We start from the raw sequence: 15,297 nt of genomic DNA, 5'->3' as shown, positions 1-15,297 counted from the left end.
TGCCCCCACAGCCGCTCTATTTTTCCGTCTCTAACGGCATATCTATGGGCGGATCACCGGAGAATGCCCAAAGGGTCAGGTAACGATCTGGTCTACACGAGCCCGACGCCCAAGGTGAGCGCGGCCGCCGCCAGGGAGACGCCGCCGAGGCCGGTGAGCCAGATCAGCTTGTTCGGCCGCGTGTCTGCCGGCCTGACCACCGACAGGAAGAACCCGAGGGGCATGAGGATCGGCGCGGCGACGAACAGCAGGCGCACGAGCGTCCTGAGCCCGTCGCTCAGGTCGGCCTGGTCGACGTAGAGCATCGCCAGGAGCGCGAACATCACCAGGACGCCCGCGTGGGCGTGCCCCGCCCGCCACAGGCCCCGGCGCACCGGGTTGTCCAGGTAGCCGGGCGTGCGCCGCCCGATGAAGGAGAGCAGGCTCGCGCCGCCGATCGCCACGGTGGGGACGGTGATCAGCAGGATGCCCGCGGTCCTCAGGGAGGCGGGGGACATGGCGGGCAGGGCGGACGACAACTGGACGGCCTCGGCTATTACGGACGCCGCGAAAGCTGCGGGCATGACTTCCTCCTCGTTGGACAGCGACCCTATCTAATCATTGGATAGGGCTACTGTCCAGTGAGGGTGAAATCAGTCCATTTCAGTTGATTTGCCATGGCCCGTACCGGGGAGGTTGTCTGTCAGAACGGCCTCCTCCAGCCGGTCTCGCGTAGATCGCAGGATGATCCGCGCGAATTGTCGTCCGGTTCGGGGAAGATATGAGTCAGATGCGTCCCCCAAGCGGAGGTACCACATGGCGACGAAGGACACCGGCGGTCAGAAGCACACCAGTCGGCAGGAGTCCGAGGTCGAGGAGACCGAGGCACAGGCGTCTTCGGACGTCCAGGAGCGTCAGGAGAAGCTCACCGACGACGTCGACGCGATCCTCGACGAGATCGACGAGGTCCTCGAGGAGAACGCCGAAGAGTTCGTCCGCAGCTACGTGCAGAAGGGCGGCCAGTAGGCGGCCGGTCCACGTCGGGTACGCGGCCGGCACGTGGCGAGCGGCCGGCGCCGCGCTCGGCGAACCGCTCCGCCCCGATGACGCGCGCGGGTCGGCGTACCCGGCCGGCGCGACCCAGGGGCGGAGCGGCAGGTGCCCGCGCCCGGCGGCGAGCCGTGGCGGGGCCTTGACGCATGAGCGGTGAATCGTGACCCACTGAAGTGACCCACTGAGGTACTGACAGAACCGGCGGCCGAACATGTCCGGCCGGACCCGGGTGGCTTGGAGCGCCCGCTCCGCACCGAGCCCGGAGCCTGGCGGACATGCCCCTATGTACCCCTGAATTCAGGGCCGCCACGACCCCGCCGGCGCGCGCCCGTCACCACAGGCGGCGCCCCGCGGCCACCCCCCACGGCCGCCCCCTGCGGCCCTCACGGCGACGCCTCCCGTCCGGAAGGGCGATCCTCCGCGGGCGCGCGCCCGGGGCCGGTCCTCCGCGCGGCGGATCGCCGGCGGACGTGGACCGTCTTCGTCCAGGACGGGTGTTCACGCCCGGTTCACGAGGGGCCTCCCCGATACTGGAGGCGTGGGTGTCGGCATGTCACGACAACCCGACAATCACACGCCCTGCCTGCGGGGTAAAGATTATTTTTGTGGAAGATGAGGCTTGATGGGCGAAAGCGGTTCGCGCTGAGCTGATCGTGGGAAGTGCAACCACGACAGCACCACGAGTAGGGTCGGCGTAGAAGCCTGAAGGTCCTTTGGAGGGAGTCGCGTGGCAGCACAGCCGGGCTGGATGAGCAACCTGTTCCTGGACACTGGGTCGACATCGTTCACCGAGTTCGTCGGGTCGTACGCTCCAGGGCTGCTCCCGGGGCGGCTTGAGGCGGCGGCCGGTGGTGGCGGTGGCGGCGTGGGCGATCGCATCCCGCACGCGACCACCATCGTGGCGGCCACGTTCGCGGGCGGCGTGGTGGTGGCCGGCGACCGGCGGGCCACCGCGGGCAACTACATCTCCCAGAAGGACATCGAGAAGGTCTTCCGCACCGACGACCACTCGTGCATGGGCATCGCGGGCACGGCGAGCATGGGCATCGAGCTGGCCCGGCTCTACTGCGTCGAGCTGGAGCACTACGAGAAGCGCGAGAGCCGCACGCTGTCGGTCGAGGGCAAGGCGAACCGGCTCGCCACCATGATCCGCGGCAACCTGCCGATGGCGATGCAGGGCATGGCGGTGGTGCCGCTGTTCGCCGCCTACGACGAAGACCGCGACGGCGGCCGCATCTTCAGCTACGACGTCGGCGGCGGCCCGTACGAGCAGCAGAGGTACGCCTCCATCGGCTCGGGCTCGCTGTTCGCGCGCGGCGCGCTGAAGAAGCTGTACCGCGAGGGCGCCACGGCCGACGAGACCATCCTCGCGTGCGTCCACGCCCTGTACGACGCCGCCGACGACGACTCGGCGACCGGCGGCCCCGACGTCACCCGCAAGATCTGGCCGCTGGTGGCCGTGATCGACGCCGACGGCTTCCGGCGCCTGCCGGACGAGGAGGTCGAGGGGTACGTCCGCCAGGTCCTCGACGGCCGCTTGGCCGACCCCGACGGTCCCACCGCCCCGCTGCGCTAGTCACAACCCACGGCCACGAGAGGATCACCACCGGTGTCCATGCCCTTTGGATATGTGTCCCCAGAACAGGAGATGCGGGACAAGGCCGATTTCGCGCGGAAGGGCATCGCGCGCGGCCGCAGCGTCGTGGTGCTGCAGTACGAGAACGGCATTCTGTTCGTCGCCCCCAACGCGTCCCGGGCGCTGCACAAGATCAGCGAGATCTACGACCGCATCGGCTTCGCCGCGGTCGGCAAGTACAACGAGTTCGAGGCGCTGCGCCTCGGCGGCATCCGCTACGCCGACATCAACGGCTACACCTACGACCGCGGCGACGTCACCGCCCGGGGGCTGGCGAACCTGTACGCCCAGTCGCTCGGCATGGTGTTCACCGAGTCGCGCAAGCCGTACGAGGTCGAGCTCGTCGTGGCGGAGGTCGGCGACACCCCGGAGGGCGACCAGATCTACCGCCTGACGTTCGACGGCTCGGTCACCGACGAGCACGGCTTCGTGGTCATGGGCGGCGTCGCCGACGCCGTGGCGGCCCGCCTGAAGGACCGCTTCCGCGAGGGCCTGCCGCTGACCGAGGCGCTGGACGCCGCCCTGTCGGCGCTGACCGAGCCGGGCGGCGAGCGCCCGCCGGTCTCCCAGCTCGAGGTCGCCGTGCTCGACCGCTCGCGCGACCACCGCAAGTTCCAGCGGCTGACGGGCCCGCGCCTGGAGCGGCTCCTCGGCGGCGCGCCCGCCGACGGCACCCCGCCGGCCGAGACGCCGAAGGCGGAGGGGGCCGACGACGGTCCCGCGACCGCCCCGGAGGGGGACATCGACACCGGGTCCGGTGGGTGACGCCGCCCTGACGGCCCACCCGTCCGGATTCGGCCGGCGCCGATCCTGACCGAAATTCGTCCCGGTCCCCGCCGCGAGAGGGGGCCGGGACGCGGTGTTTCCGGGGCGACGTTTCGGGAAGCGCGCGTTCTCGGTCGTCGACGCCCAGACCGAGACGGCCGTGCGGACCGAGGCCCTGCGTCACCGTCGAGTACCCGGACGGCGCCACCGAGGAGCACGCCCGCAGGCGCCACCCGCACGCGCTCCGGGGCGGGGCCCTCGGTCAACGGGACGGAGATCTATGCGCCCGAGGGGAGATCCAGTGCCGCCCGGTGGTGCTGGCACGGGGTCCTCACCCCGAAACCCCGGAAAGATCCCTCCCTTCCCGGGCTCGGAGAACATAGTGTGATGTGATGGATCGTCGCATCTTCGGCTTGGAGAACGAGTACGGCGTCACCTGCACGTTCAGGGGCCAGCGCAGGCTGTCCCCGGACGAGGTGGCGCGGTATCTCTTCCGCAGAGTCGTGTCCTGGGGCCGATCGAGCAACGTGTTCCTCCGAAACGGCGCCCGCCTCTACCTCGACGTCGGCAGCCATCCCGAGTACGCCACCCCCGAATGTGACAACGTCGTCGAGCTCGTCACCCACGACAAGGCCGGCGAGCGCATCCTCGAGGGCCTGCTCGTGGACGCCGAGAAGCGGCTTCGCGAGGAGGGCATCGCGGGGGACATCTACCTCTTCAAGAACAACACCGACTCGGCCGGCAACTCCTACGGTTGCCACGAGAACTATTTGGTGGGCCGGCACGGCGAGTTCGGCCGCCTCGCCGACGTCCTGATCCCCTTCCTGGTGACCCGGCAGATCATCTGTGGCGCGGGCAAGGTGCTCCAGACGCCGCGCGGCGCGGTGTACTGCGTCTCGCAGCGCGCCGAGCACATCTGGGAGGGGGTGTCGAGCGCGACCACCCGGTCCCGCCCGATCATCAACACCCGGGACGAGCCCCACGCCGACGCCGAGCGCTTTCGCCGGCTGCACGTCATCGTCGGCGACTCCAACATGAGCGAGACCACCATGCTGCTCAAGGTCGGCGCCACCGACCTGGTGCTGCGCATGGTCGAGGCCGGCACGGTCATGCGCGACCTCAGCCTGGAGAACCCCATCCGGGCGATCCGCGAGGTCTCCCACGACATGACCGGCCGCAGGCGCGTGCGCCTGGCCAACGGCCGCGAGGCGTCCTCGCTGGAGATCCAGCAGGAGTACCTGTCCAAGGCCCGCGACTTCGTCGAGCGGCGGGGTGGTGACGCGACCACGCGCAGGGTGCTGGAGCTGTGGGAGCGCACGCTGCGCGCCGTCGAGACCGGCGACCTGGACCTGGTGTCGCGCGAGATCGACTGGGTCACCAAGTACCAGCTCATCGAGCGCTACCGCAACAAGTACGACCTGCCGCTGTCCTCGCCCAGGGTGGCCCAGCTCGACCTCGCCTACCACGACGTGCACCGCAAGCGGGGGCTGTTCTACCTGCTGCAGCGGCGCGGCGCCGTGGAGCGGGTGGCCTCGGACCTGAAGATCTTCGAGGCCAAGTCGGTGCCGCCGCAGACCACGCGGGCGCGGCTGCGCGGCGAGTTCATCCGCAAGGCGCAGGAGAAGCGGCGCGACTTCACCGTCGACTGGGTGCACCTCAAGCTGAACGACCAGGCCCAGCGCACGGTCCTGTGCAAGGACCCGTTCCGCAGCGTGGACGAGAGGGTCGACAAGCTGATCGCCGGCATGTGAGCCGCACTGCGCCTCTCCCGCTCCGGCCCGCCCTCGCCCCGGCGTCGGCGGGCCGGCGGGGCCGGACGTGAAACTTTCACCCGGACGAAGGCTCGCGGGGCCTGTGCGCGTCCGCCGTCCCCGGCTTTACCCGGGCGTTCCCTGTGGCTGCCCCGCGTATGTCCTGCGTGTGTCCCGAGCGGCCGATGTGTCTCCGCGAGAAGGGTTTACGAAGGTAAGGTCACGCTTCGGCAAGATCGGGCCGTGTGATCCTCATGGTCGTGGCCGTCGGGTAGTGTTACGCGAACGTGACGCCTCTCCGAGGGATACCCATGCGCCGACTGGCCCTTCTCGCCGCCCTTCCGCTGCTGTTCGCCGCCGCCTGCGGCAACGGCGGCGACGTCACCGCCAAGACAGGGGGCTCATCCGGCGCGTCCTCGGGCGTCAAGGTCGCCGGTGAGTTCGGGAAGAAACCGCAGGTCACCTTCCCCTCGGGCAAGCCGCCCGCGACGTCCTCGTCCCAGACGATCACCGCCGGCCAGGGCGCGCAGCTCAAGGACGGCGACGCGGTCGTCGCCAACCTCACCGCCTACAGCTGGGACGGCAAGACCAACGCCCAGTCCGGCTCCACCTACGACGAGGGCGCGCCGCAGCTCATCACCGTCGACAACAAGCTGCCCTCGGTCGTGCACAAGGCGTTCCAGGACAGCAAGCCCGGCGGCCGCTTCCTCGCCGTCGTCGCCAAGGACAGCCTGACCGCCGAGCAGTTGGAGCAGGCCAAGTCGCAGGGCGCCGACACCTCCATCGCCAGCGTCTACATCGTGGACGTGTTGGGCGTCCCCACCGCCAAGGCCGCCCAGGGCACCGCCACCGACCCGGGGGTCAAGGGCGTCACCCTTCAGAACCCCGGCGGCGACCAGGCTCCCAAGCTGACCACCAAGACCGACGCCCCCGCGCCCAAGGAACTCGTCAGCAAGACGGTGATCAAGGGCACCGGGCCGGTGGTCAAGTCGGGGCAGACGATCCTCGTCCACTACACCGGCAAGATCTGGGGCACCGACACCGAGTTCGACAGCAGCTGGGGCCGCGGCCAGCCGATCATGTTCCCGATCGGCGTCGGCAAGGTCATCAAGGGCTGGGACCAGAGTCTGGTCGGCGTCCCGGTGGGCAGCCGCATGCTCGTCTCCATCCCGCCGGACCTCGGCTACGGCAAGGCCGGCCAGGGCGACAAGATCAAGGGCACCGACACCCTGGTCTTCGTGGTGGACGTGCTGGGAGCTTACTGACCCTCAGGGGCGCCGGCCCGCCCAGCGCGGGGGGTCGTGTCGATGGGCTCGTGGGTACGCACGCCTTCGAGCCCACGCATGGGCGAACGAACCAAGGGGAGCCGGCCCCGGTCGAGACAGGCGGCGTCGTGAACTTTCGCCGGCTCCCCGGCTAGGCGAATCCGCTCATGTGCGAAACGTCATGTGAGGTGTGCCAAGCTGCCGGTTCTCGCGTCCCGGGGACGTCTCCCGAGGCCGCCGGTCGCGAGGGTACGAGCTCATCGCGATCGGTGAATCACGGCGGTCAGGCGAGCAGGGAGGCGGTGTGGCGGCCGGCGGCGGCCGAGGCCAGGAAGCCCGCGAGGTCCTCGTCCAGACCGCGGCCCATCGTGGACAGCTTCACCGGGCTTCGCCGGAGCGCCTCCTCCAGGCCGTCCACCGGCACGCGGACCAGCTCGTGGCGGCCGGCCAGCACCGCGGCCTGCTCTCTCACCCGGTCCCCGAACCCGCCCGGAAGCTCCGGAACCACCACCTGCGCGGGCGCCAGCGCCACCCGGCCGTAGGCGGTCAGGGAGTGGTGGGAGACGCCGATGTGGCGCTCGCGCAGGTCGCCCTCGCTCACCCGCAGCGCCGCCACCGGGCGCCCGCCGAGGACGGCCGCCGCGTTGACGGCCTCGCCCGCCGAGACGCCCGAGAAGCCCCAGCGCGTGCCGGTGCCGAGGTTGCCCGGCCCCTGGGTGACGACGGCCACGTCGGCGCCGAGGACGTGCCGGGCCGCGAGCAGGCCGGTGTGGACGGTCACCGTCTCGACGTCCCCGCCGAAGGACTGGCCGGTCGTGACCACGCCGCACAGCCACCCGGCCTCGCGCAGCCGCGCGGCGGACATGGAGAACCAGCCCGGCAGCGCGCCGCCGTCCAGCATCACGTAGGCCACCTTCGGCGCCCCCGCCGGCGGAGAGGCGCCCTCGCCCCCCGGGGGCCGCGAACCGTACAGCCCGCACAGGATGGCGGGCAGGGCCGAGTGCAGGTCGGCCACGACCACCGGCATGCCGTCCACGGAGTCCGCGTCGCGCAGAACGTCGTGGAACGGGGAGTCCTGTTCGTCGGCGCCGAGCACCGTCGCCTGCAGCGGGGTGTACCGTGCCTTGACCAGGTGGCCCGGTCCTTGCGGATCTTCGGGCAAACGATCCGGTACGGCCACTACCATGGCATAGCCTCCAGTACCGAGGCCCATGGCGAGCGCGGTCGTGTTGAGCACCACCGTGTCGCCCGGCTCCGGGCGGCCCACCAGCCGCGGGTAGGCCAGCGCCCGGCATTCCCCCTCGGGAAGGCTCACCTGAAGTTCGATCGCCCCCGGCCACTCGCGCCGGACCGACAGTACCTCGCCCTTGCGCCACCTGATCACCCGGCAAGGGTAGCGTCACCATGAGAAGGGAGGCCCGATGTCCCGGCGGAAGACCGAGCGGCTGCTGAACCTCGTCATCTGCCTGCTCGCCACCCGGCGCCCGCTCAGCGCGGAGCAGATCCGCCATGCCGTGCCCGGTTACGACGCCGGCAACGACGAGGCCTTCCAGCGCATGTTCGAACGCGACAAGACCGAGCTGCGCGAGATCGGCATCCCCGTCCAGGTGCACAAGGACCCATGGGAGGACGAGCCCGGGTACCGCATCGAGCGCGAGGCGTACGAGCTGCCCGAGATCACGCTGGAGGCCGACGAGGCGGCCGTGCTCGGCCTGGCCGCCCAGGTCTGGCAGCGGGCGACCCTCGCCGGGGCCGCGAGCGGCGCGCTGCTCAAGCTCAGGGCCGGGGGAGTGCAGACCGACGAGTCCGCCGCCGGGCCGCTGGAGCTGCGCGTGGACACGCGCGACCCCGCCTTCCCGGCCCTGTGGGAGGCCGTGCGCGACCGCCGGGTCGTCCGCTTCGACTACCGCGCCGCCGGCAGCGAGGTCCTGCTCACCCGCACCGTCGAGCCCTGGGGCGTGGTGAGCCGCCGCGGCCGCTGGTACCTCGTCGGCCACGACCGCGAGCGCCGCGCCCCGCGCGTGTTCCGGCTCAGCAGGATCAGCGGCCCGGTCACGCCGGCCGGGCGCCCGGGCGCGGTCACGGTGCCGGACGACGTGGACATCCGCTCCATGGTCGGCCACCGCGACAGCCTGCTGCCCGAGCGGGCGGCAACCGTCCGCGTCCGCGCGGGCACCTGCCAGTGGCTGCGGCAGTCGGGCACCGTGCGGCCCGGTGACGACGGCTGGGACGTCGTGACGCTCGACTTCGCCGACCCCGAGTGGATCGCCGGGTCGATCGTCGGCTTCGCGTCCGACGTCGAGGTCCTCGACCCCCCGGACCTCCGGGAGGCGGTCATCCGCAGGCTGAAGGGAGCACTGGCGTGAGCAGCGCCGACCGGCTGCCGAGGCTCCTGGCCCTGGTGCCGTACCTCATGTCCCACCCGGGCGCGCAGGTCCCGGAGGTCGCCAAGCTGTTCGGCCTGACCGAGAAGCAGCTCATCGACGACCTGCAGCTCGTCTGGATGTGCGGGCTGCCCGGACACACCCCCGGCGACCTCATCGACGTCTCCTGGGACGGCGGCGAGATCCTCATCGACAACGCCGAGACCATCGCCCGTCCGCTGCGCCTCGGCGTCGACGAGGCCAGCGCGCTGCTGGTCGCGCTGCGCATGCTCGCCGAGCTGCCCGAGTTCGAGGACAGCGAGGCGCTGGCCCGCGTGGTCGCCAAGCTGGAGAGCGCGGCGGGCGAGGGCGCGGCGGCGGTCAGCAGCCAGGTCGCCTTCGAGCTGGACGCCGCCCCCGACGCCATGACCACGGCCACCGACGCCCTGCGCCGGCGGCGCCGGCTGTCCCTGCGCTACTACGTGCCGGGACGCGACGAGATCACGCCCCGCGAGGTCGACCCGACCCGGCTGGTGATGGTCGACGGGCGCTCCTACCTGGAGGGCTGGTGCTACCGCGCCGACGGCATGCGGCTGTTCCGGCTCGACCGCATGATCGGCGTCGAGGTACTGGACGTCCCCGCCGAGCCGCCCGCCGAGGCCGAGCCGATCGACGTCACCGACGGGGTGTTCCGGCCCTCGCCGACCGACGAACTGGTGGAGCTTGAACTGACCCCGGCCGGGCGCTGGGTCGCCGAGTACTACCCGTGCGAGGAGGTCACCGAGCTGGGGGAGGGACGGCTGCGGGTGACGCTGCGCGCCCGCGACCAGGGGCTGGTCGTGCGGCTGGCGCTGCGCCTCGGCGACGGCGGCCGGGTGATCGCGCCGGAGCCGCTGGCGCGGCGGGTGCGTGAGGAGGCGTCGGCGGCGCTGAAGCTGTACGAGTCGGCCCGCTGACGACCGTTCCGGTCCCGCGATGTGATCGAACCCCGATATTTCACCCCGGCCTTGGGTAAAGTGCGACCTCATGATGTGGATCTACGTCACGGTCGGCCTGGCCGTCGCCGGACTGGTCCCGCTCGGGGTCCTGACGGCCCGCGTGCTGGTGGCCGTGCGGGGTCTGACACGTGAAATCGAGCGGACGGCCGGCCGTCTCGAGACCGTCCATGCCGCCTCTACGGCCTCCGCGGGCGTATTGAAAGGCCAGGAGGGGTGAAGTAACCATCCCGCAGAGCGTACGATCGACCTGAGATTGCACGTCTCTCTGCTCTAAGGATGTGACATGGCCGGATTGGGTGTGCCCGAGCTGATCATCATCGGGCTGGTCCTGGTGCTGCTCTTCGGCGCCAAGAAGCTTCCCGACACCGCGCGTGCGCTGGGCCAGTCGCTGCGGTTGTTCAAGAAGGAGACCACCAAGCTCCACGAGGAGGACGACGCCAGGGAGGCCGCCGCGCAGGCCACGGCGCAGCCCATCGTGGTCCAGCCGCAGCCCCTCCAGCCCCCGGCGCCGTCCATCGAGGAACGGCTCCGCCTGCTGGAGGAGGAGAACGCCAAGCTGCGCACCACCTCCCAGGCGCGCGTCGGCGAGGCGACCGTCAGCGGCGCCTCCGCCGCCCAGGGCCCCAAGGACCAGGGCTCCGTCTGAGCGCGGGCCCCGCACGACCCGCATGACCTGACCGCCCGCGAAGACAGGGACGCCGGATGGCACTGCTGAAACGGTCGAGCCCGGCCGATAACGGCCAGGCTGCCGCCCCCGATTCCGAGGGGCGCATGTCGCTCATGGACCACCTCCGTGAGCTGCGCAACCGCCTGGTCAAGGCCATCCTCGGCCTGGCCGTGGGCACCGTGATCGGCTTTGTGTTCTTCGACCGGTTGTGGACGTTCATGACCGGTCCGTACTGTCGCCTGCCCGCCGCGCACAAGCTCAACGACGAGTGCACGCTGGTGATCCAGGGCGTCTTCGAGGGCTTCATGGTGAACCTTCAGGTCGCCCTGATGTTCGGCGCCGTGGTGGCCGCGCCGATCTGGCTGTACCAGGTCTGGGCCTTCGTCACCCCGGGGCTCTACCGCAACGAGCGCCGGTACTCGATCACGTTCCTGGCGCTGGCGGTCCCGCTGTTCGTGGCCGGCGCGGCGCTGGCGTACTTCACGATGGACAAGGGCCTGGCCCTGCTGCTGGGCTTCGCCCCCGGCAACGTGATCCCGCTCATCAGCATGGACCAGTACGTCGGGTTCATGATGGCGATGCTGGTCATCTTCGGGCTCTCGTTCGAACTGCCACTGCTGATGGTGTTCCTCAACCTCATCGGCGTGCTGCCGTTCAAGCTGGTCAGCAAGCACCAGCGCATGGTCATCTTCCTGATGTTCGTGTTCGCCGCCGTGGCGACGCCCAGCCAGGACCCGATCACCATGCTGGCGCTGGCGGTGCCGATGGTCGGCATGTTCCTGATCGCGGAGGTCTTCATGTACTTCAACGATCGCAAGAAGGAACAGCTCGAGGCCCAGCGTCAGCGCGAACTGGCCGAAGAACTGGACGGCCCCGTCGCCGGCCCGCCTCTGGACTAGCCGAACCGACCACCGGCCGGCCGAACCGACCACGCCGCCGCATGTTTCTCCCGTGCGGCGGCTTCGTCGTGTCCAACGGACCGCCTCCGTGAGCCGCGCAACCGCCCGGCGAAGGTCGACATGTTCTTGATGACCCGGGACAGCCGCCGTCACCGGACCGCGCAGCCCTCGAAGTCAGCGGTCGTCGAGCCAGAACTGGAGCTTGAACAGGACCGGACCCCCTACGGGCCGGGGAAAGCCCGTCCGCGGGTCGGTGTCGGGGTACCGTGCCAGTACGCGTGTGTGCCAGGTCGTCTCCTGGCGAGGCAGGACGAATTCGGTGCCGTCGCCACCCTCGTCGGGCGCCGACGCGGTGATCGCGACGATCCGCCCGGAGGCCAGGTAGAGGGGCCCTTCCCAGGTGTGGGTCCAGCCTTCTTCGGCGGGGGGCGGGCCGCTCCAGAGCTGGTACCTGACGTAGGAGAGGGATTCGGCGTCGGTGTCGAACGTGATGCCGTTCGGGCCGATGTCCATCCAGTCGCTACCGGCAGGGCGGCCGGTGTCCCAGATGGTCATGTCGCCGGGGTAGGCGCCCTCCTCCACACCCATGTCGCCGACTCCGAAGATCCGCGTGATTCCCTTGGGCTCGGAGAACTCCTTGACGACTTCCGCCATGCGCGATGCCTTTCCATAATGCGGAGCGTTAAGGTCCCCGAAGAGACGGTCCCGGTTCACCGGCCCGGCCCTGGGCCCGGAAAGCCGCATTTCGCGTGGTGTGCGGGTGAACTTCCTATTCTCAGCTTGTTGTCCCTGGCTTTGCCGGAACTATACCTATAGGTTCCGGCTGTGGCTGGTGAGTTGGTAGTCCTCGTGAACCCCGCGGCCCGTGGCGGCCGCACCCTGCGACTGCTCGACCCGGTCGTGCGCCGGCTGCGCGAGGGCGGTCGGCCGGTGTCGGTCATCGTGGGCTCCTCGGCCGACGACGCGCTCGAACGCGCGTGCACCGCCGTCGCCGAACAGCCGGAGGCGCTGGTCGCGTTCGGCGGCGACGGGCTCGTGCACCTGGCGCTCCAGGCCGTCGCCGGCAGCGACGTCCCGCTCGGCGTCATCCCGGCGGGCACGGGCAACGACATCGCCGCCGCCCTCGGCATCCCCCACAAGGACCCGCTGGCGGCAGCCGGCGTCGTCGCCGCGGGCAGGACGCGGGTGGTCGACGCGGCCAGGACCGGCGACGGCGAGTGGTTCGCCGGGGTGATGGCCTGCGGCTTCGACTCCAAGGTCAACGAGCGGGCCAACCGGCTCACCCGCCCGCCCGGCGCGGCCAAGTACCTGCTGGCGATGCTCCAGGAACTGCGGTCCTTCGCGCCCGTCCCCTTCACGCTCACCCTGGACGGCGAGACCGCCGAACGCGAGGCCATGCTGGTGGCCGTCGCCAACACCGGCTCCTACGGCGCGGGCATGCGGGTGTGCCCCCAGGCCGTCCCCGACGACGGCCTGCTCGACGTGCTCGTGGTCGGCCCGATGCCCACGGCGGCGTTCCTGCGGGTCTTCCCCCGCGTCTACCGGGGCACCCACCTCGGCCACCCCGCCATCACGACCCACCGTGCCCGGCAGGTGACGGTCCAGGCCCCGGACGTCGTCGCCTACGCCGACGGCGAGCGCCTCGGCCCCCTCCCACTCGCCTGCGAGATCGTCCCCGGCGCCCTGCGCGTCCTCGCCCCGGCCTCCTGACGTCCCATCCGACGGCCGGTCCCGCGTGGCTCCGGACCGGCAGGATCAGCAGGACCGGCTGGACGGCCTGAGGCGGTCGCCTCATGTCGCGAGGTCTTCACGTCGTGTTTCCCGGCCGGTACGGCGGCCGGGCGCGTACTCGCGCGGAGAGGATGCTGGTCGCCCGGCTTTCCGCGATGTAAGCGGCGCGTTTCGACGATGCCCCCTAATTCCTGTCGGCATCAACTGACATTTCGTCATATCCGCTATCTTGCGACCCTCCTTGCGGCTCATCTGGCCTTTCCATCCCCCTGACCAGACGCCCAAGAGAGGAATCCCGTGAGAACTTCGCGGTATCGGCTCACGACCGTGAGCCTGCTGTCGTGCGCGGTCGTCGCCTCGGCGGCGCTGCTCGCCACGCCCGCGGCGGCGGCCCCCACCACCATCCACGCGATCCAAGGCACCACGCGCAAGGCGGCGCTACAGAATGTGACCGTCACCGGCATCGTCACGGCGATCCGCTCCACCGGATCGAGCAAGGGCTTCTGGATCCAGGACCCTGCCCCCGACGCCGACCCCCGCACCAGCGAGGGCATCTTCGTCTACACCGGATCGTCGGCGCCCGCCACCGCGGTCGGCAACAAGCTCAGCGTGACCGGCACGGTCAGCGAGTACTACCCCGGCGGTTCCACGGCCGGAGGTCAGTCGCTCACCGAGCTGACCCAGCCATCGTGGTCGACGATCTCCACCGGAAACCCCCTGCCGGCGCCGGTCGTCCTCACCGACGCGCTGATCCCGGCCGCCTACGCCCCCTCGGGCAACCTCGAGACCCTCGCCCTCAACCCGTCCGCCTACGCGCTCGATCTGTTCGAGTCGCTGGAAGGCATGCGGGTGCAGATCGACGACGCGCGCGTGGTAGGCGCGACCAACGCGTACAACGAGATGTTCGTCACCGCCAAACCGGCGCAGAACCCCACCCCGCGCGGCGGTACCGTCTACGGCTCCTACAGCTCGCAGAACTCCGGTCGCGTCAAGGTGATGTCCCTGCTGTCCTCGCCGCTCCCGCAGGCCAACGTCGGCGACGTCCTCACCGGGCCCACCATCGGCCCCCTGGACTACGACCAGTTCGGCGGGTACCTGATCGCCGCCACCACCCTGGGCGCCCGCCGGAACGGCGGTCTCGCCGCCGAGGTCACCACCCCGCAGGCCGCCGACCAGCTCGCGATCGCCACGTACAACGTGGAGAACCTCGACCCGGGCGACCCGCAGGCCAAGTTCGACCGCCTCGCCGCCGGGATCGTCACGAATCTCCGCTCGCCGGACATCCTCGCCGTGGAGGAGATCCAGGACAACAACGGCCCCGTCAACGATTCCGTCGTCGCCGCCGACCAGACCTACGCCAAGCTCATCAACGCGATCACCGCGGCGGGCGGCCCGGCGTACGCCTTCCGGCAGATCAACCCCACGAATGGCGCCGACGGTGGCGAGCCCGGCGGCAACATCCGCGTCGGCTTCCTGTTCAACCCCGCCCGGGTCTCCTTCACCGACCGGCCCGGCGGCACCGCCACCGCCGCGGTCTCGGTGGTCGCGAACGGCGGCGCGGCGCAGCTGTCGTTCTCCCCGGGGCGGATCGACCCGCGCAACGCCAACTGGTCGGCGACCCGCAAGCCTCTGGCCGGCGAGTTCGTGTTCCAGGGCAAGACGGTCATCGTGATCGCCAACCACTTCAGCTCCAAGGGCGGCGACCAGTCGCTCCACGCGCGCACGCAGCCGCCGTCGCGGGGATCGGAGACCAAGCGCGGCCAGCAGGCCTCGATCGTCAACACGTTCGTCAAGCAGATCTTCGCCGTGCAGCCGACGGCCCGGGTCGTGGTCCTGGGCGACATCAACGACTTCGAGTTCTCCGCCACCATGTCCAACCTGCTCACCGGCACCACGATGACCGACCTGATCACCACCCTGCCGGCCGGCGAGCGCTACAGCTACGTGTACGAGGGCAACTCGCAGGTCCTCGACCACATCGTCACCAGCGCGGCCCTCGCCGACCGCGAATACGACGTGGTCCACGTCAACGCCGAGTTCGCCGACCGCGCCAGCGACCACGACCCCCAGGTCGTCCGCGTCCGCCCCTAACCCCCTCCAGGCCCGGGCCCGCGCGTTCACCGCACGGGCCTGGACCCCGATCCAGGCCCCGGACGTCGTCGCCGACGCCGACGGCGAGCGCCTCGGCCC

The 15,297-nt window shown here is 70.6% G+C and carries 15 protein-coding genes; 12 read left to right on the top strand and 3 right to left on the bottom strand.

Annotated elements, in window-relative coordinates; all coding sequences use genetic code 11:
- Positions 1–92 precede the first annotated feature (92 nt).
- Positions 93–563: a hypothetical protein gene (locus tag AB0H21_RS26775; protein ID WP_358521596.1), complete on the bottom strand. Its 471-nt coding sequence runs from the start codon at positions 561–563 to the stop codon at positions 93–95.
- 232 nt (positions 564–795) lie between these two features.
- Here AB0H21_RS26775 and AB0H21_RS26770 point away from each other — a divergent pair, with 232 nt between their 5' ends.
- The 5 genes from AB0H21_RS26770 to AB0H21_RS26750 all read left to right on the top strand — a co-directional run bounded on the left by AB0H21_RS26770 (position 796) and on the right by AB0H21_RS26750 (position 6,449).
- On the top strand, positions 796–1,005 hold the full coding sequence (locus AB0H21_RS26770; RefSeq protein ID WP_358521594.1) for a ubiquitin-like protein Pup: 210 nt from the start codon (positions 796–798) through the stop codon (positions 1,003–1,005).
- A 775-nt stretch (positions 1,006–1,780) separates the two neighbouring features.
- A complete protein-coding gene (prcB, locus tag AB0H21_RS26765; RefSeq protein WP_358522024.1) occupies positions 1,781–2,608 on the top strand; it encodes a proteasome subunit beta in 828 nt (275 codons plus the stop codon).
- A 39-nt stretch (positions 2,609–2,647) separates the two neighbouring features.
- Positions 2,648–3,433, top strand: coding sequence for a proteasome subunit alpha (prcA, locus tag AB0H21_RS26760; protein ID WP_358522022.1), 786 nt, complete (start codon positions 2,648–2,650; stop codon positions 3,431–3,433).
- A gap of 392 nt (positions 3,434–3,825) precedes the next feature.
- The gene (pafA, locus tag AB0H21_RS26755; RefSeq protein ID WP_358521592.1) at positions 3,826–5,184 is read left to right on the top strand and encodes a Pup--protein ligase; all 1,359 of its coding nucleotides are present in this window, start codon (positions 3,826–3,828) and stop codon (positions 5,182–5,184) included.
- Between the two features lie 311 nt (positions 5,185–5,495).
- Complete coding sequence (locus AB0H21_RS26750) at positions 5,496–6,449, top strand: FKBP-type peptidyl-prolyl cis-trans isomerase (protein ID WP_358521589.1); 954 nt, start codon at positions 5,496–5,498, stop codon at positions 6,447–6,449.
- A 283-nt stretch (positions 6,450–6,732) separates the two neighbouring features.
- Here the strand turns inward: AB0H21_RS26750 and AB0H21_RS26745 are convergent, their stop codons facing one another.
- Complete coding sequence (locus tag AB0H21_RS26745) at positions 6,733–7,833, bottom strand: DUF3866 family protein (RefSeq protein WP_358521587.1); 1,101 nt, start codon at positions 7,831–7,833, stop codon at positions 6,733–6,735.
- A gap of 37 nt (positions 7,834–7,870) precedes the next feature.
- Here AB0H21_RS26745 and AB0H21_RS26740 point away from each other — a divergent pair, with 37 nt between their 5' ends.
- The 5 genes from AB0H21_RS26740 (at position 7,871) to tatC (ending at position 11,376) form a co-directional block, all read left to right on the top strand.
- Positions 7,871–8,815: a WYL domain-containing protein gene (locus tag AB0H21_RS26740; RefSeq protein ID WP_358521586.1), complete on the top strand. Its 945-nt coding sequence runs from the start codon at positions 7,871–7,873 to the stop codon at positions 8,813–8,815.
- The gene (locus AB0H21_RS26735) at positions 8,812–9,768 is read left to right on the top strand and encodes a WYL domain-containing protein (RefSeq protein ID WP_358521584.1); all 957 of its coding nucleotides are present in this window, start codon (positions 8,812–8,814) and stop codon (positions 9,766–9,768) included. Before AB0H21_RS26740 ends, AB0H21_RS26735 begins: the two co-directional genes overlap by 4 nt.
- A 70-nt stretch (positions 9,769–9,838) precedes the next feature.
- Positions 9,839–10,027 (top strand): hypothetical protein, encoded by a 189-nt coding sequence (locus tag AB0H21_RS26730; protein ID WP_358521582.1) that lies wholly within the window; start codon positions 9,839–9,841, stop codon positions 10,025–10,027.
- A gap of 66 nt (positions 10,028–10,093) precedes the next feature.
- On the top strand, positions 10,094–10,456 hold the full coding sequence (tatA, locus tag AB0H21_RS26725; RefSeq protein ID WP_358521580.1) for a Sec-independent protein translocase subunit TatA: 363 nt from the start codon (positions 10,094–10,096) through the stop codon (positions 10,454–10,456).
- A gap of 56 nt (positions 10,457–10,512) precedes the next feature.
- Positions 10,513–11,376, top strand: coding sequence for a twin-arginine translocase subunit TatC (gene tatC / locus AB0H21_RS26720; protein WP_358521578.1), 864 nt, complete (start codon positions 10,513–10,515; stop codon positions 11,374–11,376).
- A 174-nt stretch (positions 11,377–11,550) separates the two neighbouring features.
- On the opposite strand, the gene AB0H21_RS26715 is transcribed toward tatC, so the two are convergent.
- Entirely contained in the window at positions 11,551–12,030 is a 480-nt protein-coding gene (locus tag AB0H21_RS26715) for a hypothetical protein (RefSeq protein WP_358521576.1), read from the bottom strand.
- Between the two features lie 171 nt (positions 12,031–12,201).
- Between AB0H21_RS26715 and AB0H21_RS26710 the strand changes: the two genes are divergently transcribed.
- Both AB0H21_RS26710 and AB0H21_RS26705 read left to right on the top strand, forming a co-directional pair.
- Positions 12,202–13,086, top strand: a complete 885-nt coding sequence (locus AB0H21_RS26710) for a YegS/Rv2252/BmrU family lipid kinase (protein ID WP_358521575.1) — start codon at positions 12,202–12,204, stop codon at positions 13,084–13,086.
- A 318-nt stretch (positions 13,087–13,404) separates the two neighbouring features.
- Positions 13,405–15,198, top strand: a complete 1,794-nt coding sequence (locus tag AB0H21_RS26705) for an endonuclease/exonuclease/phosphatase family protein (RefSeq protein WP_358521573.1) — start codon at positions 13,405–13,407, stop codon at positions 15,196–15,198.
- Positions 15,199–15,297 lie beyond the last annotated feature (99 nt).

The organism is Sphaerisporangium sp. NPDC051011, from assembly GCF_040653595.1.
Classification (GTDB): domain Bacteria; phylum Actinomycetota; class Actinomycetes; order Streptosporangiales; family Streptosporangiaceae; genus Sphaerisporangium.
This window is presented reverse-complemented; position numbering and strand designations above follow the sequence as displayed.

Excerpts from the sequence above, each read along its gene's own strand:
- prcB (WP_358522024.1), top strand. The coding sequence starts at position 1,781 with ATGAGCAACCTGTTCCTGGACACTGGGTCGACATCGTTCACCGAGTTC.
- tatC (WP_358521578.1), top strand. The coding sequence starts at position 10,513 with ATGGCACTGCTGAAACGGTCGAGCCCGGCCGATAACGGCCAGGCTGCC.
- AB0H21_RS26775 (WP_358521596.1), bottom strand. The coding sequence starts at position 563 with ATGCCCGCAGCTTTCGCGGCGTCCGTAATAGCCGAGGCCGTCCAGTTG.
- pafA (WP_358521592.1), top strand. The coding sequence starts at position 3,826 with ATGGATCGTCGCATCTTCGGCTTGGAGAACGAGTACGGCGTCACCTGC.
- prcA (WP_358522022.1), top strand. The coding sequence starts at position 2,648 with ATGCCCTTTGGATATGTGTCCCCAGAACAGGAGATGCGGGACAAGGCC.
- AB0H21_RS26770 (WP_358521594.1), top strand. The coding sequence starts at position 796 with ATGGCGACGAAGGACACCGGCGGTCAGAAGCACACCAGTCGGCAGGAG.
- tatA (WP_358521580.1), top strand. The coding sequence starts at position 10,094 with ATGGCCGGATTGGGTGTGCCCGAGCTGATCATCATCGGGCTGGTCCTG.
- AB0H21_RS26740 (WP_358521586.1), top strand. The coding sequence starts at position 7,871 with ATGTCCCGGCGGAAGACCGAGCGGCTGCTGAACCTCGTCATCTGCCTG.
- AB0H21_RS26715 (WP_358521576.1), bottom strand. The coding sequence starts at position 12,030 with ATGGCGGAAGTCGTCAAGGAGTTCTCCGAGCCCAAGGGAATCACGCGG.
- AB0H21_RS26730 (WP_358521582.1), top strand. The coding sequence starts at position 9,839 with ATGATGTGGATCTACGTCACGGTCGGCCTGGCCGTCGCCGGACTGGTC.
- AB0H21_RS26750 (WP_358521589.1), top strand. The coding sequence starts at position 5,496 with ATGCGCCGACTGGCCCTTCTCGCCGCCCTTCCGCTGCTGTTCGCCGCC.